Here is a 24612-nt window from a genome sequence, read left to right on the forward strand (position 1 = left end):
GCACCGGCGCTCACCGGCCCCGTCCGATGCCGGGCTCGCGGCGGTCACACCACGATCCGATCTCGACAAGCGAACGATCCTCATGACATGGTCGGTGCTCCACCTCCGGGGGAGGAGAGGAAGACCGATGTCTGTACTCAGGTTCCTCGCTCACGGTAGGCGTGCCGCGCACGGCACCGTCCAGACCGGCCGGTTCAGGCTGCGGCGCCGATCCGCCGCGCGCCTCGGCACCGGTGGGGCGTCGGCCAGCTCTGGCACCCGCCGGATCGTCACCGCCGGGCTCGGCAGCACCCTGGCCGTCGTACTCGGTGCCGGCCTGGCGACCCCGGCCACCGCCGGGGCCGGCGGTGCCGGGCAGCGGCTCGACATCGAGGTCCTCTCCAGCCGCGCCGACCAGGTCACCGGTGGTGACGCGCTGGTCCGGATCGCCGTGGACGGCCGGATCGACCCGCGCTCGGTCCGGGTCACCCGCAACGGCACAGACGTCACCCGCGCGTTCCGGGTCGACGGCCGGTCACTGCGCGGCGTCGTCGACGGGCTTCGGGACGGCGCGAACCTGCTCCAGGCGAGCGCCCGGTCGGCCCGTACCGCGAGCCTGACCCTTCGCAACCACCCGATCTCCGGTCCGGTCTTCTCCGGGCCGCAGCAGTATCCGTTCCTCTGCCGCACCGAACAGAACGGGCTCGGCGCGCCGCTGGTGGACAACCAGGACGGGCAGGGCATGCGGGTGACCGGTCCGGACGGCGCGATCGTCGGCTGGAGCCGGGACTGTGCCGCGCCGACCGTGACGGACCGGCTCTACCGGGCGACCGACGGCACCTTCAAGCCGATGCCGCCGGACGGCACCCGCCCGGCCGACCTGACCACCACCCGTACCCTGGACGGCCGGACCGTCGACTACGTCGTACGCCGGGAACGCGGCACCATCAACCGGTTCGTCTACTCGATCACGGTGCTGGAGGGGAACTGGAACCGGCGGGTCGTCTACCGCTTCGACGGCGGGGTGGCGATCGGCCACGACCAGGGCAGGCTCCCCGGCGGGCACCTCTACCACGAGGGGCTCTCGCTCGGCTACGCCGTCCTCTACTCCACCGGCACCCGCACCGCGACCCACTACAACCTGGTACTCGGCGGCGAGACCGCGCTGATGCTCAAGGAACACTTCGTCGAGGAGTACGGCGTCCCGCTCTACACGGTCGGGGTCGGTGGCTCCGGCGGTGGCATCCAGCAGTACATCTACGGCCAGAACCACGGCAACCGGGTGATCGACGCGGCGATTCCGCAGTACTCGTACCCGGACATGGCCACCCAGACGATCCACGTCGGCGACTGCGAACTGCTCGAGTACTACATGGACGTCACCGACCGGGCGAACCCGAAGTGGCGGGACTGGGAGAACCGGACCTGGCTGATCGGCATGAACGCCAGCGCGACGGTGCCGAACCCGTACCTCGGCGGTGCGCCCGGCTCCACCGAGTGCATCGAGGGCTGGCGCGGACTGACCCCGCTGGCGCTGAACCCACGCTGGTTCCCCGGTGACCCGCTCTGGGCCCGGATGGACCCGCCCGGGGTGACCGAGACCGTGCAGTGGTCGCACTGGGGCGACCTGGTCAACATCTACGGCACCGGCCCGGACGGGTACGCCAGGTCCACCTGGGACAACGTCGGCGTCCAGTACGGCCTCTCGGCGCTGACCTCGGGCCGGATCACCCCTGCCGAGTTCCTCGACCTGAACGCCCGGGTCGGCTCGTGGAAGCCGCAGCCGGAGATGGTGCAGGAGGGCTGCCCGTTCACCCAGGCGGCCTGTGCCGACCCGGCCCAGTTCGACCCCTGGTCGTCCCGGAACATGCGACTGTCGCCGGACGGCGGCGGGACACCGGCACCGCGTACCACGGGTGATCGGCGGGCGATCCGGGCCGCGTACGAGTCGGGGATCGTCTTCACCGGTGACATCGACATCCCGATCATCGACTGGCGGCACTACCTCGAAGATCAGCTGGACATGCACAACTCGCACCAGTCCTTCGCGTCCCGGCAGCGGATGCGCGACCATGACCGGAACGCCGGCAACCAGGTCATCTGGTTCACCGACGCCCGGCCGGCCGAGGCGTTCGACCAGACCCCGCAGGCGCTGGCGGTGATCGACGACTGGATGGCCAACCTGCGCGACCGGCCGTGGCGGGGCGTGCAGGGCAACAAGCCGGCGTTGGCCGTGGACCGCTGCTTCCGCACCGACGGTACGGAGATCGCCCGCGGTGACCACGTCTGGGACGGCATCCTCGACAGCCGGCCCGACGGTGCCTGTACCCGGTACTTCCCGCTCTACGGCACGTCCCGGACCGTCGCGGGCGGCCCGATCGAGGGCGGTGTCTACGCCTGCGACCGGCAGCCGGTCAGGGTGGCGATCGCCCGGGGACTCTACGGATCGTGGCGCCCGACCGAGGTCGAGCGACGGCGCCTTGAGCAGATCTTCCCGACGGGGGTCTGCGACTATCGCTGACGCAGGCGCCGGCCATCGGCAGGCGCCTGCGACAGACTGCCGGGCGTGCCGACGCCTCGCCTCGACGAATCGCTCCGGAGATCGGTGACAGGCATTTTCCTCCTGGAAATCCCGTCACATATCAGAGTGCGCGGCAGCCTGCCTGACAAGCGTTGAGTCGGCAATCCAACCAATTGACATATCTGCGAAACTCCGCCGTGTCCTGCGCGTCGTTCTGCGGTTGGACGTAGCGACATCCACGGCCCTCGTTCCTGGTCAGCGGCTGCGGTCGACCAGATCGTCGGGTGCGGCCCGGAGGGAGTGACAAAGGTGCGCGGATTGGCGGGCGCGGAGGAAAACCCGATCTTTGAGCGACGAGAATCAGCCGTACGAAGCTATTGTCGTCGATTCGACTGCGTGTTCGACACGGCGGAGGGAAGCGTGGTCCGGGACGTCACCGGCCGCGATTATCTCGACTTCGTCGCGGGTGCGGGTTCGTTGAACTACGGGCACAACGACCCGGACATGCGGCAGGCGTTGATCACCCACCTGGAACAGCGGGGGATGGCACACAGCCTCGACCTGTTCAGTTCGACCAAGAGCGCGTTCCTCGCCGCGTTCGAGTCGATCGTGCTGATACCCCGAGAGCTGGATTACCGGGTGCAGTTCACCGGGCCGACCGGGGCGAACGCGGTCGAGGCGGCACTCAAGCTGGCCCGCAAGGTGACCGGGCGGAGCAATGTGGTCGCCTTCACCAACGGCTTCCACGGGGTTTCGCTGGGCGCGCTGGCGGCGACCGGAAACCAGCATCACCGGATCGGCCCGCAACTTCCGTTGCCCGGGGTGACCCGGATGCCGTACGACGGCTACCAGGGCGACGGGATCGACACCGCCGAGCTGCTCGCCCGGATGCTGCGGGACCCGTCCAGCGGGCTGGACGCCCCTGCCGCGATCCTGCTGGAGACCGTGCAGGGCGAGGGGGGCCTGAATGTCGCCTCGGCGGACTGGTTACGGCGGATCGCCGAGCTGGCCCGGAGCAGCGGGGCGCTGCTGGTGGTCGACGACGTGCAGGCGGGCTGCGGGCGTACCGGCACGTTCTTCAGCTTCGAGCCGTTCGACGTGGTTCCGGACCTGGTGGTGCTCTCGAAGTCGATCTCCGGGTACGGCCTGCCGATGGCACTGCTGCTGATCTGCCCCGAGTACGACGTCTGGCAGCCCGGCGAGCACAACGGAACCTTCCGCGGCAACGTGCACGCCTTCGTCACCGCCGGGGTGGCGCTGACGAAGTTCTGGACCGGTACCGACTTCACCGCCGAGGTGGCGCGTCGTGCCGACCTGCTTGCACTCCGGCTCGCCGAGGTGGCCGACGTCGTGCCGGGTGCGGTGGTGAAGGGGCGCGGGATGATGCGTGGCGTCGACGTCGGGTCGGGCGAGCTGGCCGACGCCATCAGCCGGCGCTGTTTCGCCGACGGTCTGATGCTGGAGACCGCCGGCGCTTACGACCAGGTGGTCAAGGTGATGGCGCCGCTCACCACCCCGGACGAGCAACTCGCCGACGGCCTCGACATCCTGCTGGCGGCAACCCGTGCCACCGTGGCGGAACAGACCGCCGCTGGAGTGGAACGGGCCGCCGGACCGCAGCCGGCCGGCGGATCGGGGCCGGACGGTGGACCGGGGCCGGCCGGCGGATCAGGGCCGGCCGGCGGATCAGGGTCGGCCGCCGGATCAGGGTCGGACGGTGGATCGGGGCCGGACGGTGGGGCGGCGCCGGACGTGCGGGGCTCCTCCGGCCTGGTGCCGGCGTGACCGGGCCGACTCCGGTGGCACCGAATGCCGCCGTACCCACGGTCGCACCGCGTACCCCGACCTCGACCGTCCAGCCCGGCGTCGGTCTGGTGCTGCGGGCGCGGGGCGTGGACAACCGGATCCGCTGGCGGCCGGGTGAGCGCCTGCACCATCTCTTCGAGGAGCGCTGCGACCGGTTCGCCGCCGAGGGCGATCCGGGGCACCTGGCCGTGGACGACGGCGAGCGCCGGCTGACCTTCGCCGAGCTGGACGCCAGGGCGAACCAGTTCGCCCGGCTGCTGTCGGCCCGAGGGGTGCGGCCGGGCGACCGGGTCGGACTGCTGCTCGACCGGTCGGCCTTCGCCTATCAGGCGATGCTCGCGGTTTCCAAGATCCATGCGGTGTACGTCCCGGTGGACGCCACCTTTCCGGCCGACCGGCTCGGCTTCGTGGTCGCCGACGCGCGGGTCGGGACGGTCGTCACGCTCTCCACTCTGGCCAGTCGGCTCGACGGCGTCGTCAACACGGTGATCCTGATCGACACCGACCCGGAACTCGACCGCTACCCCCGGCACCGCATCGGACCGGACGAGGTCGGGCCGGACGAGGTCGGGCCGGACGAGGTCGGGGCGGGCACGGAGGACCTGGCCTACGTCATCTACACCTCCGGCAGCACCGGCCGGCCCAAGGGGGTCGCCATCGACCAGGCGAACATCTGCAACTTCGTCCGGGTGGCGGTGGAGTGTTACGGGCTGCGCCCGGACGACCGGGTCTACCAGGGCATGACGATCGCCTTCGACTTCTCGGTCGAGGAGATCTGGGTGCCACTGGTCTCCGGCGCGACGCTGGTGCCCAGCACCTCGCCCGGGGCGCTGGTCGGTGCCGACCTGGCCGGCTTCCTCGTCCGGCACCGGGTCACCGCACTCTGCTGCGTACCGACGCTGCTGGCCACGATCGAGGAGGAGTTGCCGGACCTGCGGTTCGTGCTGGTCTCCGGCGAGGCCTGTCCGGCACACCTGGTGCGGCGGTGGCACCGGCCGGGACGCACACTGCTGAACGTCTACGGGCCGACCGAGGCGTCGGTCACCGCCACCTGGACCCGGTTGGTGCCGGATCGACCGGTGACGATCGGGGTGCCGCTGCCGACGTACTCGGTGGTGATCCTGGATTCCGAGCACCGTCTGCTGCCGGCGGGGCAGACCGGGGAGATCGGCCTCGCCGGGGTCGGCCTCTCCCCGGGGTACGTCAATCGGCCCGACCTGACCGAGCGGGCCTTCATCCCCGATCCGGCAGGGATCCCGGACAACCCGTCGGGACGGATCTACCGGACCGGCGACCTCGGCCGGATCACCGGCGACGGCCAGCTCGAATATCTGGGCCGGATCGACAGCCAGGTCAAGGTGCGTGGATACCGGATCGAGCTGGCCGAGATCGAGTCGGTGCTGCTGCGGCTGCCCGAGGTGGCCCAGGCGGCGGTGACGACGTACCAGCCGGAGCCTGGCGTGGTCGAACTCGCCGCCTTCTACACCCGACGGGCCGGTGCGGCGACGCTTGACCACACGGCGGCGCTGGCGGCGTTACGGACCCGGCTGCCCGGCTACATGGTTCCGGCCTATCTGGAGGAGCTGCCTGATCTGCCGACGCTGCCCAGCGACAAGGTGGACCGCAAGCGCCTGCCCGCACCCCGGTCACGTGTGCTGCCGGCGACGCCCGTGGTCGCCCCGGCCGGACCCACCGAGACCGCCCTCGCGGCCCTCCTCGCCGACCTGCTGCGGGTGGACCGGGTCTCGGTCCGGGACGACTTCTTCACCGACCTGGGCGCCGATTCGCTTGTGATGTCCCGGTACTGCACCCGGCTGCGGGAACGGCTCCGTGCCGACGTCTCGATCAAGGACGTGTACCTGCATCCGACCGTCCGCGATCTCGCCACGGTCGTAGCGGCGGAGCCTGCGCAGGCGCCGCCCGAACCGCCGCACCCGGCGCAGCGCGTCCCGAGCGACCTGGAGTGGTACGGCTGCGCGGTCGTCCAGACCATCTTCGGCCTGGGCTACCTGTTCCTGCTCGCGGCGATGGCGCTCACCGGGTACAACTGGATCTCCGACGGTGCCGGCGCGGTCGACGTCACGCTGCGGTCGCTGGGTTTCGGGGCGGCCTGCTTCGCCGGGCTGGCGGTGCTGCCGGTGGCGGTGAAGTGGCTGCTGGTCGGGCGGTGGCGGGCGGGCGCCTTCCCCATCTGGGGGCTGCGTTACCTCCGGTTCTGGGTCGTCAAGCGGATGATCGGGGCCAATCCGCTGGTGCTCTTCGTCGGATCGCCCGTCTACAACCTCTATCTGCGCGCGCTGGGCGCGAAGATCGGCCCGAACGTCCTGCTGCTGTCCCGGTCGGTGCCGGTCTGCACCGACCTGATCGAGATCGGCGCCGGCACGGTCGTCGGCCGGGGGACGAGCTTCCTCGGCTACCGGGCCGAAGCCGGCTGGATCACCACCGGCCCGGTCCGGCTCGGTCGGGACGTCCAGATCGGCGAGGGCAGCGTGCTCGACCTCGACACGGTGATCGACGACGGCGCCCAGCTCGGGCACGCCTCGTCGCCGCGTGCCGGCCAGGTCGTGCCGGCCGGGGCGCGCTTCCACGGCTCGCCCGCGGTGCCCGGCGGGAGCGGCAACCCGGCGGCGGAACCCCGGCACTGTTCGACGACGCGCCGAATCGGGTACGGCGCCGGTCAACTCCTCGGCCGGGTCGTGGTCGACACCCAGTTGCTTGTCGTACTCGCGGCCGTGGCGTTCGCGCTGGACGTCAGCAGGGTCGCCGGGTCGCTGCTGATGTTCTACGGCGGTGTGCTGCTCGGTCTGCTGCTGGTGCTCGGGGTACCCCGGCTGGCGAACCTCTTCCTGACCGCCGACCGGGCGTACCCGCTCTACGGCTGGCGCTGGATCTGCTTCCAGATCGTTTCCCGGTTCAGCAACGTCCCGTACCTCAACACCCTCTTCGGAGACAGCTCGTACGTGGTCGGCTATCTGCGTGCCGTCGGCTGGCGGTTCCGCGAGCTGCGTCAGACCGGATCGAACTTCGGCTGCGCACAGCGGCACGACACGCCGTTCCTGTGTGAGGTGCGCGGCGGGGTACTCGTCTCCGACGGGCTCTCCATGGGCAACGCCAGGTATTCGTCCTCCTCGTTCTCGCTGTCCCGGGTCACCATCAGCGCGGAGAACTTCCTCGGCAACCGGGTCGTCTTTCCGGCCGGAGCACGGGTCGGCGAGAACTGCCTGCTGGCAACGAAGGTGATGGTGCCGATCGACGGTCCCGTCCGGTCCGACGTCGGGCTCCTGGGGTCACCGCCGTTCGAGATCCCCCGGTCGGTACGCCGGGACGCCAGCTTCGACGAGCTGCGGACCGGGGACCAGTTCCGCCGCAGGCTGGCCCGGAAGAACCGTTCGAACCTGTGCACCATGGGCTGGTACCTGCTCAGCGGCTGGCTGCTCTTCTACCTCTCGATCCAGATCGTGGTGCGGGTCGAGGGCATCCACGACGGGTCCCGGCCGAACCTCTACACCTTCAGTGCCGGGATCCTGCTCGCCCTGCTGTCGATCGTCGGCTACTCAGCCCTGGTGGACTGGCTCTGCCTCGGCTTCCGCCGGCTGCGCCCGCTGTACTGTTCGATCTACGACCCCCGGTACTGGCGGCACGAGCGGTACTGGAAGCTCACCGGGGTGGGGCATCTCGGCCTGTTCAACGGCACCCCGCTCAAGCCGCTGCTGCTGCGGCTGCACGGCGTACGGGTCGGCCGGCGGGTCTTCGACGACGGCTGCGGGATGCCGGAGCGGACGCTGGTGCGGATCGGCGACCACTGCACGCTGAGCGAGGGGTCGTCGCTGCACTCCCACTCGCTGGAGGACGGGACGTTCAAGTCCGACCGGATCCGCCTCGGTAGTGGCTGTTCGGTAGGCACGGGCGCGCTTGTGCACTACGGCGTCGAGTTGGCCGACGGGGTGGTGGTGGCGCCCGACTCGTTCGTGATGAAGGGGAGCAGCCTGCCGGCCGGCACGGTCTGGCGGGGCAACCCGGCCGGCCCGGTGTCGGGGGTGTCCGCCGTGCCGGACGGGCAGCGGCGGGCGGGATAGCCGGAGCCTCGACCGGCCACGGTGGACGCCATCCCTGGCCGGTCGTCCGGTCTCCGGTCCTGGCGTTGACAGCAGCCCTGTTCGGGCGTTGACACGCCATACATAACCGTTAAGCTCTAACCGTTATGTATGGGCGCCCGGGATCGCGTCACGGGTCGCCGGCACCGCCGCGCCAGGGAGGGGCGACCCATGACAGAGCACGCCGTCGGACCGGCCGCGATCGCCGCGCCGCCGGACGTACCCGAGTCGACCGTGACCGCCGACGGTGGCCGGGTCACGCCGCCCCCGGTCGCCTGGCGCCCGCTCGGCGCCGTCGCCGCCCTTGTCGCCGCGTTGCTGCTGGCCACCAACGGCGGCTACGGCTACCACCGCGACGAGCTCTACTTCCTGATGCTCCGCCCCGACTGGGGCTACCTGGACCAGCCGCCGCTCACCCCGGCGATCGCCCGGCTGGCCGACGCCCTCTTCGGCGGCTCGCTCTGGGGGCTGCGGGTGCCGGCCACCCTCTGCGTGCTGGCGGCGCTGCTGCTGGCCGCCCTGCTCGCCCGGGAATTCGGCGGCGGCGCGCTGGCCCAGACCCTGGCCGCGCTCGGCTTCGGCACCGGGGCGACCACCCTGATCTTCGGACACGTGCTGCTCACCGCCGGCTTCGACCTGGTGGTCTGGCTCGGCATCCTCCTCTGTGCCGCCCGGGCGCTGCTGCGCGACCAGCCGCGCTGGTGGCTGGCGGCCGGGGCGGTGCTCGGGATCGGGCTCCACAACAAACTGCTCGTGGTGCTGCTGCTGGTCGGGCTCGGCGCCGGGCTGCTCGCGGTGGGGCCGCGACGGGTGCTGGCCAGCCGCTGGCTCTGGGCGGGCGTGGCGCTCGCCCTGGTGATCGGCGCGCCCAACCTGGTGTACCAGCTCACCCACGAGCTGCCGCAGGCCGACATGGCCGGTGCGATAGCCGAGGACAGGGGCGCCGAGTCGCGGAGCACCTTCGTGCCCTTCCAGTTCCTGCTGATCGGGCCACCCCTGGCGGCGGTCTGGATCGCCGGCCTGGTCGGGCTGCTGCGTCGCCCGTCCTGGCGGCCGGTACGGGCACTCGCCGTGGCCTACCTGGTGGTCTGTGTGCTGGTACTTGTCGCCGGCGGTCAGCACTACTACACGTACGCGCTGCTCGGCGTGCTCTTCGCCGCCGGATGCGTACCGGTGGCCGACTGGCTGCGGCGGGGGCGACGGCGGATCCGCGCCTCCCTGCTCGGCACGGCGTACCTCTTCAATGCGGTGACCAGTGCGGTGGTGGCGCTGCCACTGCTTCCGGTCGAGGTGCTCGGTGACACACCGGTGCCCGGAATCAACATCACCGCCGCCGACTCGGTCGGCTGGCCGCGCTACGTCGACCAGGTGGTCCGGGCATACGACGAGCTTGCCCCCGCGGACCGGGCCGCGGCGGTCGTGCTGACCGCCAACTACGGCGAGGCCGGTGCGCTCACCCGACTCGGTGCCGACCGATTACCGCCGATCTACAGTGGACACAACGAACTCGGCTTCTACGGCCCACCGCCGGAGTCGGCGACCGTGATGATCGGGGTCGGCGTGGGCGAGGCGGGCCAACTCCGTGGCTTCTTCGGCACGTGCCGGACCGTCGGACGCCTGGACAATGGAGTCGGGGTCGACAACGAGGAGCAGGGCGTGCCGATCGTGGTCTGCCACGACCGCCAACCGGCCTGGGCCGAGCTGTGGCCCCGGATCCGGCACTTCGACTGACAGTGCACAGACGACCGCGCCGGATCCGGCACCCGATCCGCTGCCGGGCGGTGCCTGGTCCGGCACCGGGCGATGTCCTGCGCCGCCGGTCTTCCCGGATCGGCCCGCTACGACGGGCGGGGCAATACCCCGGCGGCCGGTCTGGTTTGATACGGCGGTGGCGGTGTCCGGTACGGCGATGACTGTGCGAACCCACACGCACAGTCATCATGCCGGTCGATCGTCGTGAATGATTCGTCCGAAGGCAACCGAGGACCGGCCCACCGCGTCTGGTCAGATGTCGGTCCAGGACCATGTCAGTTGGGGGTGCCGGTGCGAAGGCGACTGCTGCTGCGCTCGTGCGTGCTCGTTCTGCTCGTCGGTGCGGGAGCCGCCTGCAGTGAGCCGGATCCGGAGGCCGAGACCCCCGGACTGGCGGCCCGGGGCACCACGATGACCACGGCGAAGCCGGTCCGGCAGAATCTCGACAACCGGGTAAGCCTGACCGGCAGGGTCACCATGAACCCGGTCTTCGGGGTGGTGGCGCCGGTCGCCGGGCAGATCCGCTACCGCGACGTCGACCCACCCCGGAACACCCCCAGCAAGGCGACGCGGGTGGCCAGCATCTGGGCGAAGGGCAAGTCGCACCAGGTCGATGTACCGGCCGGTGCCGTCTTCGCCGGCCGGCTGGTGGACGACCGCTCGAACGTCACCGCCGGAATGCCTGTGGTGTCGGCGAAACGGATCGGGTACGGGCTGGTCGCGGAGATCGACGGTGCTCAGGCGTACCAGATCGCCGACTCGCTGGCGACCGTGCAGGCCCAGATCAAGAACGGCCCCGGCCCGTTCGCCTGCAAGGTCCTCGGCACCATCGCCGCGCTTCCGGCCGGGACGATTCCGGACCCGCCGGCCCCGGAGCCGTCGAGCGATCCGTCCGCCGCCCCTGGCTCGCGCGTGGTCGTACCGGTCGGCCCGCCACCCGGCCCGGGGCAGCAGGTCGAGCCGTCCGAGCCGACCGGGATGCGACTGGTCTGCACGGCGCCGGCCAGCGTCAAGCTGATAAACGGTGCCACCGCCACCCTCCAGGTGGTGACCGCCCGGGCGAAGAACGCGCTCGTGCTCCCGGTGGAGGCGGTCGCCGGCGGCCAGGGCAGCGGCAAGGTCGACGTGGTCGGTCCGGACGGCAACCGGGAGACCCGGGACGTGGTGCTGGGACTCAGTGACGGCAAGGTCGTGCAGATCAAGTCCGGACTGACCGGTGACGAGACGGTCGCCGTACCCGGTCCCAACCTGCCGCCGGCCAAACCGGCGCCGGGGCAGCCCGGCGGCCCGACCGACCCGATGGGCGGGAAATGACGGCGCTGCTGGAACTGCACGGCATCACCAAGACGCTGAAGGGACAGCGCACACCACGGACCATCCTCGACGGCGTCGACCTCACCGTCGCCGAGGGGGAGAGCGTGGCGATCCTCGGCCGGTCCGGCTCCGGCAAGAGCACCCTGCTCAGCCTGATCGGCCTCTTCGACCGTCCGGACGGCGGTCGCTACCTGCTCGGCGGCCGGGACATCACCCGGCTGCCCGAGCGCCGGGCGGCCGCCCTGCGCAGCGCCGAGTTCGGCTTCGTCTTCCAGCGGTTCTTCCTGCTGGGACACCTCACCGCCGCCCAGAACGTGGCGATGGCGCTGGTCAACGGGCAGGGCTGGCTACCGCGTCGCAAGCGCCGGGCCCGCACCATGGCCGCACTCGACCAGGTCGGCATCGCCCATCTGGCGAAACACCGCCCGGCCCGGCTCTCCGGCGGTGAACAGCAGCGGGTGGCGGTGGCTCGGGCCCTGGTCCGGGAACCCCGGCTGTTGCTGGCCGACGAGCCCACCGGCGCACTCGACACCGAGACCGGCAACCTGGTGATCGAGGTGATGCGCTCGGCCACCGAACGGGGCTGCGGACTGATCCTGGTCACCCACGACCGGGTCCACGCCGACAAGATGCGCCGGGTGCTGCGGCTCAACGACGGGAGACTCGAACCGGCGACCGGCGCCCCGGAGCAGGCGCTGCGGCCGGAGTCGGGCCCGACCCGAACGTTGGCCGAGTCAGCCGGAGGCACCGTGGCCGAGCCTGCCCCGGCCGGTGCCGTCCGGGCCGCGGAAGGGGTGGGTCGGTGATCCGGCTCTCCGGGCGGTTCCGGTCCGCGCTCATCATCGGCGTACAGGGCATCCGGGCCCGCAAGATGCGTACCTTCCTGTCGATGGTCAGCCTCTTCCTCGGCGTACTGGCCGTGGTGGTGGTGCAGGCCGCCGCCGAGACCCTGGAACAGTCCCGACTGGCCGATCTCGCACTACAGGTGGGCAAGGACGGGACCCGGCAGGCGTACCTGCCGGGAAGTCAGCAGACCGTCCAGGTCAGCTCCGAGACGCTGGCGAACCGGCCGGACGCGGTCGCGATCGTCACCCGGCAGGCGATCGTCGGTGAACCCGGACTCAGCCCGGTCAACCCGGGCGGCGCCCCGTTCGACCAGCCCGGTGGCTACGGCGGCCCGGGCGGCCCGATCTACTGTGACCAGTACGGCTGCCGCCCGACCTCGCCGGGCGGCGACGGGGCTGCACCGGTGTCCGGTCAGGCGATCGAGCTGACCCTGACCACGCTTACCGGCGACATCCGCCAGTTCAAGCCCTTCCGGCGGGTCTCCGGCGAGTGGCTGGACTTCAGCTCCGACCCGTCCCTGGCACCCCGGCTGGTACTCAACCTGGAGGCGGCGAAGGGCTTCAATCGATACCAGGTACCCGCCGAGATGCGCATCGAGGGGACGACTGCCAATCCGACGCCCCGGATCGTCGGGGTGGTCGATGACGGCAGCCCGATGCCAGCCGCATACTCCCGGGCCGACGAGCTGGCGACCTGGCTGGCTCCGGAGGCCCAGCAGAGCGAGGCCGGTCCGGGCCTCCAGGTGATGCTGGCTCCGACGGCGGGCGAGTTGGAACGGGTCCTGGCGCTCCGGCTCGCCGCGACCGGGATACCGGCGGACCAGATCCACTTCGAGACGATCCAGGCCCGTAAGGAGATCGCCCGGGATCTGGCGTTGATCCGTTGGGTATTCCTCGGCATGGCGAGCCTCGTCCTGCTGATCGGCGTCGCGGGGATCCTCAACGTCGGGCTGGCCACGGTGGGGGAGCGGGTCGAGGAGTTCGCGCTGCGCCGGGCGGTGGGCACCTCGCGGCTGCTGCTGGCCGGCATCGTCCTCGCCGAGACCCTGCTCACCGGGCTGCTGACCGCGGCCGCCGCCATCGGGGCGTCCGCGTTGGCGCTGAACGTGGCCGGCACCCTCTTCGCCGACCAGGCACCGTTCCTGGCGGACAACGTCTTCCCGTGGCGGGCGGGGGTCGCCGGAGTCATCGCCGGTCTGGTGGCCGGGCTGCTCGGCGGTCTCATCCCGGCCATCCGGGCCGCCCGCATTCCGATCGCCACAGTCATGCGCGCCTGACGGCGGTGCCTTCCGGTGGCCCCGCCGCTTCGGCTGGGTCCCCGGCACCGCAGGGTCAGGTGGTGGTGTCCCGGGCGTACCGGCCGGGCGGCAGGCCGATGAGACGCTTGAAGTGCCGGGTCAGGTGCGCCTGGTCGTAGAAGCCCGCCTCGGTGGCGGCAACGGTGATCGGCAGGCCCGCCCGCAGCAGGGACTTGGCGCGGCGTATTCGGGTCTGGGTCTGGTAGGCGTGCGGTGTCATGCCCACCGCCGCCCGGAAGACGCGGCACAGATGGAACGGGCTGAGCCCGGCGAACTCGGCCAGCGTCTCCAGGGTGACGTTCTCCTCCGCGTGCTCCTGGAGGTACTCCCTGCTGCGGCGCACCGCCGCGCGTTCCCGGCCGGCCCTGGTGGGCGTACGCGTCGGCGCCGTGTGCCGGGCCACCAGCAGCGCGAGGGCCTCGACCAGGTACGCCTCCCGGGCCAGCCGGCTCGACCCGGGCGGCTCGGCGAGCCGGTGGTACCGACGCAGCCGCGCCACCACCTCCCGGTCCCGCACCACGTCCGCGCCGAACGCCGGCACGTGCCGCCGTACGCCGGGGAACTCGGCCGCGATCTTTCCCATCAGCTCCGGACCTGGGTAGAGCGCCCGGTAGCTCCAGGAGATTTCGGCAGGTGGGCCGCCGGAGTGCGTCTCCTCCGGGTTGAGCGTGATCAGGTCCCCGGTGCCGATCACGTGGGTCTGCCCCCGGTAGCTGGGCGTGGCGAGGCCGTCCTCGGTGAGGGCGAGGAAGAACTCCTCGTGCGCGTGCGGGTGGAACTCGAACTCGCTGATGGTGGCCCGGAACAGTTCCAGGCCGCCGAGGTCCGGCACCCACCACATCCGGGCGGGAGCGGCTGGATCACGGGTGCCGCCGTCGGCGAGGGCCACGACACCGAGCCTAACCGGGGACGAGCGGGCCCGGCCGGCCGCAATCCCGTACAAGACCGATGCCCCGGTGCCGCTTTAGGTTGCCCGCATGACAGGCAGCTCGACAGTTCCCGCAGAACACCAGGTGCAGCCGCCGGTCGTCGAGGTCGACGCCGACCTGCCGACCGGCGTACCCGACCGGTTGCTGGCCCGTACGGCGCAGATCGCGACCGACTGGCTCCGGTCGCTCGACCGCCGGCCGGTGGGCGTCGCGGCGACAGTCGACGAACTGCGGTCCCGACTCGGCGGACCGCTCTCGGTCGACCCGGTCGACCCGCTGGTGGTGGTCGAGGAACTGGCCGCGGCGGTCGACCCGGGACTGCTCGGCATCCCGTCCGGCCGCTACTTCGGCTTCGTGATCGGTGGCGGGCTGCCGGCCGCTGTCGCCGCCGACTGGCTCACCTCGGTCTGGGACCAGTGCCCGGGCTTCTACGCGTGCGGCCCGGCGGCGTCGGTCGCCGAGGAGGTGGCCGGTGCCTGGCTGGCCGAGCTGCTCGGATTGCCCGGGGACGCGTCGTTCGCCTTCGTCACCGGGTGCCAGACCGCGCACCTGACGGGTCTGGCTGCGGCCCGGCACCACGTGCTCCGCGCGGTCGGCTGGGACGTCGAGGAGCTGGGGCTGCCCGGCTCCCCGCCGATCCGGGTGCTGGTCGGGGCGGCGCGCCACGTCAGCGTGGACCGTGCGCTGCGGTTCCTCGGCATCGGCAGGGCGGCGCTGCGGGTCGTCCCGGCAGACCGGGCCGGTCGGATGTCGGTCGCCGGGCTGCGGGCGGAACTCGGCCGGGCGGACCTCCCGACGATCGTCTGCGCCCAGGTCGGTGAGGTCAACACCGGTGCCGTCGACGACCTCGACGGGATCGCCGACGCCGTCGCCGAGTCCGGCGGCTGGCTGCACGTCGACGGCGCCTTCGGGCTCTGGGCCGCCGCGAGTCCCGCGCTCCGCCACCTCGTCCGAGGGGTCGAACGTGCCGACTCGTGGGCCTTCGACGCGCACAAGTGGCTCAACGTCCCGTACGACTGCGGCCTGGCCTTCTGCGCCCACCCGGACGCGCACCGGGCCGCGATGTCCGCCACCGCCGACTACCTGGTGCAGGGCGGCCCGGGACAGCCCCGCGACGCGACGGACTGGACACCCGCGTTCTCCCGGCGGGCGCGTGGCTTCGCCGTCTACGCGGCGCTGCGGTCGCTCGGCCGGCAGGGTGTGGCGGACCTGGTCGAGCGGACCTGCGCACACGCCCGCACGTTCGGCGCGGGCCTGGCCGGGGTACCCGGCTGCGAGGTGCTCAGCGACGGTCCGCTCAACCAGGTGCTCTTCCGGTTCGGCGACGACCTTACGACCGACCGGATCCTGCGTGCGGTGGTCGACAGCGGCGAGGCATGGCTGAGCGGCACGACAGTCGACGGGCGCCGCGCCATCCGGCTGTCGGTCTCGAACTGGCAGACGGACGAGGACGACATCGCCCGGGCTCTCGCGGCGTTCCGGACCGCCGCCGGCCTCGCCGGGCCCGACCGTACCTCCAGTTGACCGTGCGTCGGCCTCGCCCGGTCGGACCACACGTCCAGGTGACTCTGGTTCAAAGCTCCCTTCCTGGCTTAAAGCTTCCTTCCCTGCTCAAAGCACCCTTGCGGCCCGGAGATCCCTTCCGGTCCGGTGCGCATGTCCTGGCTCGGGCCGGGAACGGCACACGCACCGGACCGACCGGATGACCGGGCGGGACGAGTCGGCAACGAGGTGGTGGCGATGGGCGCGAAGAGGCGATTGGCGGACGAGGATCCGGGTGGCCAGCTCCGGCCGGGTGCCGCCGACGGCGGTCAGGTGGCCCCGGACGGGCAGGACCGTGGCCCGCAGTCGGTCCAACCGTGGGGCACCACCGGTGGGACCGAGGACCGGGACGCACCGTGGGGCGCGACCGAGGACTCGCCGCTGGACGAGGGGAGCGAGGAGGCCGGCCTGCCACCCACGCGTCTTGCCGAACGACGGGCCGACGCGCAGCCGCCGCAACCGTGGCCGCAGGGGGCGGGCAAGCACGGGTTCGGTCCGGTCGAGCCGACCCGTGCGCCGGAGGCGGGACCGGGCGGTGCCCCGACCGACCCCGGATCGGGGCATCGGTTCTTCCCCGACGACACCGGGCTCGACGACCTCCGCAACAACCCGCTGGAGGAGGAGACCGGGATGCACTCCGAGGGCGTCAGCCGGCACGAGTAGCGCAACGCGCTCCCGTACCGGCCGGGGGTCAGGGCGTCGGAGCGGGCTCGGTGAGGGTCAGGGCCTGGCTTGGACAGAGCCGGACGGCTTCGCGTACCCGGCGGGTCGTCTCGTCGTCCTCCGGTACGGCGCGCAGGATGATCACGGTGCCGTCCTCGTCGTTCTGGTCGAAGACGGCGGGTTCGGTGAGCACGCACTGACCGGCGCCGACACAGCGCTCCAGGTCGGCGGTTATCCGCATCGCGTCTCCTACCAGGTGACCGGCAGCGAGTGCAGGCCGTAGACCGTGGAGTCGTCCTTGAAGGACAACTCGTCTACCGGCACCGCCAGTTCGAGACCGGGAATGCGGGCGAAGAGGGTGTCGAAGACGATCTGGAGTTCGACCCTGGCGAGATTCTGCCCCAGGCACTGGTGGGCGCCGAAGCCGAACGCGATGTGGTGCCGGGCGCCCCGGTTGATGTCGAAGGTGTCGCCGTCGGTGAACGCGGCCGGGTCGCGGTTGGCCACGTTGGCGAGCGTGACGACGCCCTCGCCGGCCCGGATCAGTACCCCACCGATCTCGACATCCTCGACGGCGATCCGGGAGGTGACGTACTCGGCGATGGTGAAGTATCGCAGCAGTTCCTCGACGACCTGCGGGGTGACGGTCGGATCCCGCTTCAGCGCCTCCAGCGCCTCCGGCCGCTCCAGCAGGGTCATCGTGCCGAGGGAGATCATGTTTCCGGTGGTCTCGTGCCCGGCGAGCAGCAGCAGGAAGCCGAGGCCCGCCAGGTCCTCGTGATCGGCTCCCCTGCCGAGTTGCCGGCTGAGCAGGTCTTCACCGGGTGTCTTCGCCTTCTCCGCGATCAGCGTGGCCATGTACTCGCGGATCTCCTGGGCCGCGGCGAAGCGTTCCTGAGCCGGGGCCGACCGGCGCAGCAGATTCGCCGAGCGGCTCTGGAAGAAGTCGTGGTCGGCGTAGGGCACGCCGAGCAGTTCACAGATGACCAGCGACGGCACCGGCAGGGCCAGCGTCGGCACCAGGTCGACCGGGCGTGGCCCGGCGAGCATCGCGTCGAGGCAGTCGTCGACGATCTGCTGGATGCGCGGGCGCATTGCGTTCATCCGCTTGATGGTGAACTCGCCGACGACGGCGCGCCGGGCCTCACCGTGCTCCGGCGGGTCGAGCCCGATCAGCACCGGTCGTTCGTCGGCGGCTCGGCGCTGTCCGGGTGGCTGCAACGGATATCCGTCGCGCTGCCGGTCAGAACTGAACCGTGGATCGGTGAGCATGGCCCGGATGTCCTCGAGGCGGCTCAGCGCCCATGCCGTCGTGCCGTCCGGCAGCACCACCCGGGCCGCCGGCTCCTGCTGTTGCAGCCGCAGGTGTTCGGCCGGTGGCGCGTACGGGCAGGTGCGTTTCAGGGGAAGTACCGGAGAAGGGGTCATCGCGTTCTCTCCCACCGCAAAGGATGATCAAGCAGACGAATTTCCTCCGTCGGACCGAGCGTACCGTGGCCCGGGGTCCGTGGTGCCGTTGTCCAGATTGGCGGGACGGCGCGGCTGACCCGGACGTTCGAGGCCAGGTGCCAACTGCCGCGGCTCTCAGTCGGCCGCGTCCATGGTGACGATGATGTTGCCGTACTTGCCGCGTTCCAGGTGGCGGTGGGCCTGCACGATCTGCTCCAACGGGTAGCGCTCCGCGATTACCGGCCGGAGCGCGCCGGCCTCGGCCAACTCGTGCACCAGCAGCAGGTCACGGGCCTTGTCCGTCGCCTTCCGCAGCCCGGTGAACGCAACGACCGCCTTCCTGCGGCCGAACGCGGCAGTCCACGGGGTCAGGAAGAGCAGGCCCGGCGACGGTACCGGGCTGAGATAACGTCCGGCCGGGTTGAGCACCCGTCGGCAGCGCCCGTACGAACTGGTGCCGGCGACGTCGAAGACGACGTCGTACGTCTGGCCGGTACGGGTGAAGTCCTCCCTGGTGTAGTCGAGCACCGTGTCGGCGCCGAGGTCGCGTACCAGGTCGAGATGGGGTGTGCTGCACACGCCGGTGACCCGGGCACCGAAGTGCTTGCCGAGTTGCACTGCCGCGCTCCCGACGCTGCCGGAGGCGCCGTTGACCAGGAGCGTCTGCCCGGGGCGCAGGCCGGCGCTGTCACGCAGGAACGCCAGCGCGGTTCCGTCGATCAACGCGACCGCCTCGGCGAAGTCGAGGTTTGCCGGCTTGGGGCCGAGGGCGCCGTCCTGGTGCACGCGGACGTACTCGGCGTGCGCGCCGAAGTCCGGTCCGGTGATCCCGACGACCTCGTCGCCGACCCGCAGCCGGGTCACGCCCACCCCGACCGCCGCGACCACCCCGGCGAACTCGGACCCCAGTGTCGTCCACTTCGGACGGCGCAGCCCGAAGAAGAGTCGGGCGTAGCCTGGCGAGCCGCGCCGGGCGGTACCGTCGGTCACGCTGACCGTCGCGGCGCGGACCCGGACGACGACCTCCTCGTCGCCGGGCACGGGGGTCGGGACCTCCTCGACCCGGACCACGTCCGGCGGGCCGTACGTCCGGTACACGGCTGCTCTCATGGCTGTTCTCCTCCGGGGTCGGGATACTGGAACACCTCGTCGAGCGGCACCGCGAAGACCCGGGCGATCTGGAACGCCATCTCCAGTGACGGCGAATATCTGCCCTGCTCGATCGCGATGATCGTCTGGCGGGTCACCCCTATCCGCTCGGCGAGCTGTGCCTGCGTCATCTCGCCGGCGGCGAAGCGCAGGGCGCGGATCGAGTTGGTGACCCTGGTGGGCTTGACCACGGCTAGATTCCCCTGCGATAGGCGCGGAGCTTGACCACCGACCCGACCACCGAGGAGGCGACGAAGCCGAGATAGAGCACGTTCGCGATCCAGAAGTGCTCGACCTCGAACAGCGCCAATCCGAGCGCGGCCAGCGCGCCGGCGATGAGCATTTGCTGCCCGATGCGGTCACCGAGCCAGTGGATCTCCCGGTCCCGGACGTCGCCGGAGTGGCTGTCGCTGGGTTTGGCGATCTCGACCGCGATCCGGGCCACTATCGACGCGACGATCGAGACGCCTATCGCCAGCAGCAGGGTCGGCGCGTATGTCACCTCGGCCACGGGCGTTCCGGCCAACCGGCCCAGGACGACCCCGAGGTAACCGAGATAGACGGTAACGCCGACCACCAGCGCCACCCAGGTGCCTTTTTCCTCGTACGACATGGGTGCCGCCTTCGAGAGGTTAAGAATTCTTGACATGTCGAAGAGTAAAGAGGCGCAGACATCATGTCAAGTTTTCTAGACATGGTGCGGCGTGGCACTACCGCGGCGAGCCGCCCTGCCCAGCCACACCGCTTCCCGCGGCGACGGCTCAGCGGTCCAGCGGCCGGTTGGTGTAGACCGTGATGCCGTAACCGGTGCCCCGCCGGTGCCAGCCCACCGCGTCGTAGAAGGCGGTGGTGCCGGCGACCTGCGGAACGGTCAGCAGCCACGCCGGCCGGTCGTCGGTCAGCGCCGCCAGCAGGCGCCGGCCGAGTCCACCCCGCCGCGCCGAAGGCCGTACCGCCAGCTCGGCGACCTCCAGCCAGTTGGAGAGCGTCTCCGTGGCGGGTCCGAGGAGGCGGCGTACCTGCCCGTAGGCGCGGTCGGCGGGGAACGGGGTCGGAGTGGTCAGCCCGAGCGCGAAGGCGGGAACCGCCCCGTCGTCCTCACCGGAGCCGGCGAGCCCGGTGTCGTCGGCCAGAACGGCGACGAAGCCCGGCCGCCCGGCCCACTCGGTCAGCAGCTCGCCGAACCTGACGGCCCGCTCGGGTGCGTCGTTCCACGGCGGCGCGCAGAACACCGCCGCGTACGTCTCGACCAGCCGGTCGTGCAGCGCCAGTGCCTCCGGCCCGGTCAGTCGGCGCAGTACGGGTGTGCCGGTCGGCTCCCGGGCGGTCATCCGGCCGGCCGGTGGGCCCGGACCAGGGTGTCGATCGCCTCGCGGTCGGCGTCGGCGACCGGGCGGCGTACCCGGTCGGCCCGGTCCACGCGCAGGCCCGGCAGCCGTGCCGCGACGCCATCCGGGGTGTGCAGCACACTCGGGTCCTGTGGCCCGCCGACGCCGTGGCGCAGATTCTCCGCGTCGTGCCCGACCATCAGCAGCACCCCGCCGGGGGCGAGCGCCCGGGCGGCCCGGTCCAGCACGGTGCCGAACCGCTCGGCCGGCAGTTGCAGATAGGCGATCAGGACCAGGTCGAAGGAGTCGGGCTCCGGCACGTGGTCGAGCAGGTCGGCGACGACCCAGTGCACGGCGACCCCGGCCGACTCGGCGAGCCGGCGTCCCTTGTCGACGGCGACGGCCGAGAAGTCGACGGCGGTGACCCGCCAACCCCGGCTGGCCAGCCAGATCGCGTTGCGGCCCTCGCCGGTGCCCAGGTCGACGGCCCGGCCCGGTGGCAGGTCGGCCAACTCCGCGTGGACGAACCGGTTGGGTTCGGCGCTCCAGAGCAGCTCCGTCGCGGCGTAGCGGCGATCCCAGTCCGAGGCGTCCACGATCCGGCAGCCTACCCGTCGCCGACGAGAGTCGGTGCGGTCGCCGGATCGGCCGGCCGGCCCGGCGAACCGGAAGCCTCCGGCCCGCGCCCGGGTGATGCCAGCCAGGCGTAGACGTCGCCGGACCGACCCAGCGGGCGGAAGCGTTCGAGGAGTCTCACCAGGCCGGAGGCGTCCAGCCAGCGCTCGCTGGCGTACCGCATCGTCTCGACGGGCGAGTAGTTGTAGCGGTATCCGCCGGCCGTCGCACCGAGCCCGTCCACGATGTCGAGGGCGGTGAGCGCGGCGTCGTGTGCCGACGGAAGGTACTCGAACGACAGCGCGGCCAACGGCTGGCTGAGCCCGGCGAGGACGTTCGCCTCGAAACCCTCGACGTCGATCTTGCAGAACGCGGGTACGCCGTGCACCGCGATGAGCCTGTCGAGGGTCGCCACCTCCACCTCGACCGAGCGGTCCCAGCGCACCTGGGCGAAACTGCGATCCGTGGTCACCGAGCGGATCCAGTCGGCCGACATCGTCGACACCGTCGGGGTGGCGGTGGAGAGCGCCATCGTCGCCCGACCGGATCGGTCGCCGAGCGCCGCCGGCACGATGGTGACGCCGCCGTCCCGGCGGAAGGCCCAGCGCAGCACGCGCAGGCAGTCCGGCTGCGGTTCGACGGCGACGACCCGGGCGCCCAGCCGTCGCCAGATCCGCACCCGGCCGCCCACGTGCGCGCCGATGTCGAAGCCGACGTCTCCCGGACCCAGGAACTGCCCGTAGAGGTGGGCCGCCCGGCGTTGGGTGGCCGGCCGGCAGTAGTAGAGGAGCAGGGATCGGGCAATACCCCTGGCCCGGATGAACATATTTTCAACCTATCAGCACAGATTGACCCGATCAGGGGAGATCCGATCCCGGCCCTGATCGGCCCGGGTCGCTCGTCGGCTGCCTGCCCTGCTCCTGGTTGGGGCGGTGATCGCGGGTTCGGTAGGGTGGGAGCCGGTGTGCCGGGAAGTCTGGTCGGCGGTTCATTCGTCGACCCCATCGGAGGCACCCTGATGGCCACCCCCGGCAACCGCATGCCGACCCTGTTCGACCGGGGTAGCTGGCCCGAGGTCCGCCGGATCGGTGACATCCTGCGTGCCGAGACCGTCGGTGGCGTCCTGCTGCTGATCGCCGCCGTACTCGCGCTCGGCTGGGCCAACTCGCCGTGGTCTGAGGCGTACCGGTCGCTCGGCGAGGTCACGATCGGCCCCGCCGCCCTGCACCTGGACCTATCCCTGGCGACCTGGGCGGCCGACGGCCTGCTGGCGATCTTCTTCTTCGTCGCCGGGTTGGAGCTCAAACGCGAGTTCGTCGCCGGGGACCTCCGGGAACCCCGCCGGGCGATGCTGCCGGTCGCCGCCGCCGTTGGCGGGATGGCGGTACCGGCCCTGATCTACGTGGCGTTCAACCTCCGGACCGGGGACGGGGCGCTGGCGGGCTGGGCGATCCCGACCGCCACCGACATCGCGTTCGCGCTCGCCGTACTCGGGGTGATCAACACACACCTGCCGGCGGCGATGCGGACGTTCCTGCTCACTCTCGCGGTCGTCGACGACCTGCTGGCAATCATGATCATCGCGCTCTTCTACACCAGCGCGCTGCACCTCGGCTGGCTGCTGCTGGCACTGGTCCCGCTGGCGCTGTTCGGCCTGCTGGTCCAGCGGCGGGTACGGTCCTGGTGGCTGCTGCTCCCGCTGGCGGCGGTGACCTGGACGCTGGTGCACGCCTCCGGGGTACACGCCACGGTCGCCGGGGTGGCGCTCGCCTTCGCCGTACCGGTGTCGCGACGCAAGCCGGGGCCCGGGCCGGGGCTGGCCGAGCACTTCGAGCACCGGTTCCGGCCGATCTCCGCCGGGATCGCGGTGCCGATCTTCGCGTTCTTCGCCGCCGGGGTGTCGGTGGCCGGCGCGGGCGGCCTGGGTGCCTCCCTCACCGACTCGGTCGCCGTCGGGGTGGTGGTCGGGCTGGTCGTGGGCAAGGTCGTCGGGGTCTTCGGCGCGACCTGGCTGGTGCAGCGGTTCACCCGGGCCAGGCTCGCCGAAGGGCTCGGCTGGTGGGACGTGTTCGGGCTGGCGCTGCTGGCCGGGATCGGTTTCACGGTGTCGTTGCTGATCGGCGAACTGGCGTTCGGCGCCGGGACCGAACGCGACGACCACACCAAGATCGGCGTACTCCTGGGCTCGCTGATCTCGGCGGTGCTGGCCGCCGTGGTACTCCGGGTCCGTAACCGGCACTACCAGCGGCTTCGCATGGTGGAGGAGGAGGACCGCGACGCCGACGGGGTGCCGGACGTCTACCAGGAAGACGACCAGGGCGCCCGGAGCTGACCCTGGTCGCCCCCCGCCCGCCCGGCGGGGGCGGAACCGGCGGGTCCGAGCCTGGTCAGGCCGGTCGACGATCGGGCCGGTCGGCCAGGGCGCGGAGCCGATCGTCGAGAGCGTCGAGATCGGGTACGAACCAGATGTGGTCGGCCCGGTTCGACTCCTGGACCAGGGCGCGTAGGGCGGAACTGCTCGCGAGGTGCCCGGCGATGTCGCCCACCACCACCAGCCGCAGCCGGTAGTTGACGAACTTCTGCATGACCTCACCGGCGAAGCGGGTGCCGAGGGAGAAGAAGCTCGGGTCCAGCCGGCTCGCCGGTATCGCCACCACTGTGGCGCCGAGGAAAGCCGCGCCGATCAGATCCAGCGCGTCCTGCTCGGTGCTGATCGCCGGACCGGCCGGATCACAGACCAGCACCGATGCCCCGGCCCGATCCTGGATCTCGTCAGGCATCCGCCACCTCCCCGGTGAGCAGGCCGTTGTCGCCGTGCAGCACAGCGTCGAGCAGGTGTAGCAGCTCGGCGGTGGCGGCGGCGTCGCCGAGTATCACGATCTTCATCCGGCCTCGTTCCTCGTCGTGGACGGTCTGCACCCGCAGCGGATGCCCGGGCGAGTGATTTGTGTTCGCCCCGGCCAGCAGGAGGGTGCCGAGCCGGTCGGCTCCGGATCGGTCGATGCCGTCGACCTGCACGATGCTCGACACCTCGACGGTGGCGCGCCCGCCGGCTCGGGGCCGTGTGGCACCGCCGGTCAGCGCGTCGAGGTCGGTCCGGGCGATCCGGTACTGCTTGCCGATCCGTACCGCCCTGAGCCGGCCGGAGCGGATGTAACCGCGCACGGTCCGGACGTGTAGGCCGAGCCGGTCGGCCACCTGCTCGACCGAGTACATTTCCTCACTCATCGACATCTAACCTACCCTGCATAGGGAGTGATAGGGAGGTTTGTTACGGCTGTCACTGCGCTGAGTGGCCTGCTCGCCGCCGAACATCGGACCCGCGTCG

At 71.4% G+C, this 24612-nt stretch carries 21 protein-coding genes; 10 read left to right on the top strand and 11 right to left on the bottom strand.

Annotation, left to right across the window (positions count from 1 at the left end):
• Positions 1-127: 127 nt before the first annotated feature.
• The 7 genes from CLT71_RS01995 (at position 128) to CLT71_RS02025 (ending at position 13588) form a co-directional block, all read left to right on the top strand.
• Positions 128-2500: a DUF6351 family protein gene (locus CLT71_RS01995; protein ID WP_101365576.1), complete on the top strand. Its 2373-nt coding sequence runs from the start codon at positions 128-130 to the stop codon at positions 2498-2500.
• Positions 2501-2809: 309 nt separating this feature from the next.
• Positions 2810-4285, top strand: coding sequence for an aspartate aminotransferase family protein (gene ectB / locus CLT71_RS02000; RefSeq protein ID WP_486482990.1), 1476 nt, complete (start codon positions 2810-2812; stop codon positions 4283-4285).
• Entirely contained in the window at positions 4282-8382 is a 4101-nt protein-coding gene (locus tag CLT71_RS02005) for a Pls/PosA family non-ribosomal peptide synthetase (RefSeq protein WP_199187476.1), read from the top strand. The genes ectB and CLT71_RS02005 overlap by 4 nt, the downstream gene beginning before the upstream one ends.
• 189 nt (positions 8383-8571) lie before the next feature.
• Positions 8572-10131: a glycosyltransferase family 39 protein gene (locus CLT71_RS02010; protein WP_101365578.1), complete on the top strand. Its 1560-nt coding sequence runs from the start codon at positions 8572-8574 to the stop codon at positions 10129-10131.
• Between the two features lie 312 nt (positions 10132-10443).
• The gene (locus tag CLT71_RS02015; RefSeq protein ID WP_101371063.1) at positions 10444-11466 is read left to right on the top strand and encodes a permuted SH3 domain-containing protein; all 1023 of its coding nucleotides are present in this window, start codon (positions 10444-10446) and stop codon (positions 11464-11466) included.
• Positions 11463-12272 (top strand): ABC transporter ATP-binding protein, encoded by an 810-nt coding sequence (locus CLT71_RS02020; RefSeq protein WP_101365579.1) that lies wholly within the window; start codon positions 11463-11465, stop codon positions 12270-12272. Before CLT71_RS02015 ends, CLT71_RS02020 begins: the two co-directional genes overlap by 4 nt.
• Positions 12269-13588, top strand: a complete 1320-nt coding sequence (locus CLT71_RS02025; RefSeq protein ID WP_101365580.1) for an ABC transporter permease — start codon at positions 12269-12271, stop codon at positions 13586-13588. The genes CLT71_RS02020 and CLT71_RS02025 overlap by 4 nt, the downstream gene beginning before the upstream one ends.
• Positions 13589-13643: 55 nt before the next feature.
• On the opposite strand, the gene CLT71_RS02030 is transcribed toward CLT71_RS02025, so the two are convergent.
• Positions 13644-14498 carry an AraC family transcriptional regulator gene (locus tag CLT71_RS02030; RefSeq protein ID WP_143743333.1) on the bottom strand — a complete coding sequence of 285 codons (855 nt, stop codon included), beginning with the start codon at positions 14496-14498 and terminating at the stop codon, positions 13644-13646.
• 88 nt (positions 14499-14586) lie between these two features.
• Between CLT71_RS02030 and CLT71_RS02035 the strand changes: the two genes are divergently transcribed.
• Both CLT71_RS02035 and CLT71_RS02040 read left to right on the top strand, forming a co-directional pair.
• Positions 14587-16062 (top strand): pyridoxal-dependent decarboxylase, encoded by a 1476-nt coding sequence (locus CLT71_RS02035; RefSeq protein ID WP_101365582.1) that lies wholly within the window; start codon positions 14587-14589, stop codon positions 16060-16062.
• A gap of 216 nt (positions 16063-16278) precedes the next feature.
• The gene (locus CLT71_RS02040) at positions 16279-16743 is read left to right on the top strand and encodes a hypothetical protein (RefSeq protein WP_486482991.1); all 465 of its coding nucleotides are present in this window, start codon (positions 16279-16281) and stop codon (positions 16741-16743) included.
• A 28-nt stretch (positions 16744-16771) separates the two neighbouring features.
• Here CLT71_RS02040 and CLT71_RS02045 read toward each other — a convergent pair whose 3' ends face one another.
• The 8 genes from CLT71_RS02045 to CLT71_RS02080 form a co-directional block, all read right to left on the bottom strand.
• Positions 16772-16984, bottom strand: a complete 213-nt coding sequence (locus CLT71_RS02045; RefSeq protein ID WP_101365583.1) for a 4Fe-4S domain-containing protein — start codon at positions 16982-16984, stop codon at positions 16772-16774.
• Positions 16985-16992: 8 nt separating this feature from the next.
• Entirely contained in the window at positions 16993-18171 is a 1179-nt protein-coding gene (locus CLT71_RS02050) for a cytochrome P450 (RefSeq protein ID WP_101365584.1), read from the bottom strand.
• Between the two features lie 156 nt (positions 18172-18327).
• Complete coding sequence (locus CLT71_RS02055; protein ID WP_101365585.1) at positions 18328-19302, bottom strand: NAD(P)-dependent alcohol dehydrogenase; 975 nt, start codon at positions 19300-19302, stop codon at positions 18328-18330.
• Positions 19299-19532 carry a helix-turn-helix transcriptional regulator gene (locus tag CLT71_RS02060; RefSeq protein WP_101365586.1) on the bottom strand — a complete coding sequence of 78 codons (234 nt, stop codon included), beginning with the start codon at positions 19530-19532 and terminating at the stop codon, positions 19299-19301. Before CLT71_RS02060 ends, CLT71_RS02055 begins: the two co-directional genes overlap by 4 nt.
• A 2-nt stretch (positions 19533-19534) precedes the next feature.
• Positions 19535-19990 (bottom strand): hypothetical protein, encoded by a 456-nt coding sequence (locus CLT71_RS02065; protein ID WP_486482992.1) that lies wholly within the window; start codon positions 19988-19990, stop codon positions 19535-19537.
• 112 nt (positions 19991-20102) lie between these two features.
• On the bottom strand, positions 20103-20672 hold the full coding sequence (locus CLT71_RS02070) for a GNAT family N-acetyltransferase (protein WP_101365588.1): 570 nt from the start codon (positions 20670-20672) through the stop codon (positions 20103-20105).
• Complete coding sequence (locus CLT71_RS02075; RefSeq protein WP_101365589.1) at positions 20669-21265, bottom strand: class I SAM-dependent methyltransferase; 597 nt, start codon at positions 21263-21265, stop codon at positions 20669-20671. The genes CLT71_RS02070 and CLT71_RS02075 overlap by 4 nt, the downstream gene beginning before the upstream one ends.
• Positions 21266-21276: 11 nt before the next feature.
• Positions 21277-22110 (bottom strand): FkbM family methyltransferase, encoded by an 834-nt coding sequence (locus CLT71_RS02080; RefSeq protein WP_101365590.1) that lies wholly within the window; start codon positions 22108-22110, stop codon positions 21277-21279.
• A 192-nt stretch (positions 22111-22302) separates the two neighbouring features.
• On the opposite strand from CLT71_RS02080, the gene nhaA reads away from it, so the two are divergent.
• Positions 22303-23616, top strand: a complete 1314-nt coding sequence (nhaA, locus tag CLT71_RS02085; protein ID WP_101371065.1) for a Na+/H+ antiporter NhaA — start codon at positions 22303-22305, stop codon at positions 23614-23616.
• Positions 23617-23671: 55 nt separating this feature from the next.
• On the opposite strand, the gene CLT71_RS02090 is transcribed toward nhaA, so the two are convergent.
• Both CLT71_RS02090 and CLT71_RS02095 read right to left on the bottom strand, forming a co-directional pair.
• A complete protein-coding gene (locus CLT71_RS02090) occupies positions 23672-24064 on the bottom strand; it encodes a DUF4180 domain-containing protein (RefSeq protein ID WP_101365591.1) in 393 nt (130 codons plus the stop codon).
• Positions 24057-24512, bottom strand: coding sequence for a helix-turn-helix domain-containing protein (locus CLT71_RS02095; RefSeq protein WP_486482993.1), 456 nt, complete (start codon positions 24510-24512; stop codon positions 24057-24059). The genes CLT71_RS02090 and CLT71_RS02095 overlap by 8 nt, the downstream gene beginning before the upstream one ends.
• Positions 24513-24612: the final 100 nt, after the last annotated feature.

The organism is Plantactinospora sp. CNZ320 (assembly GCF_002846275.1).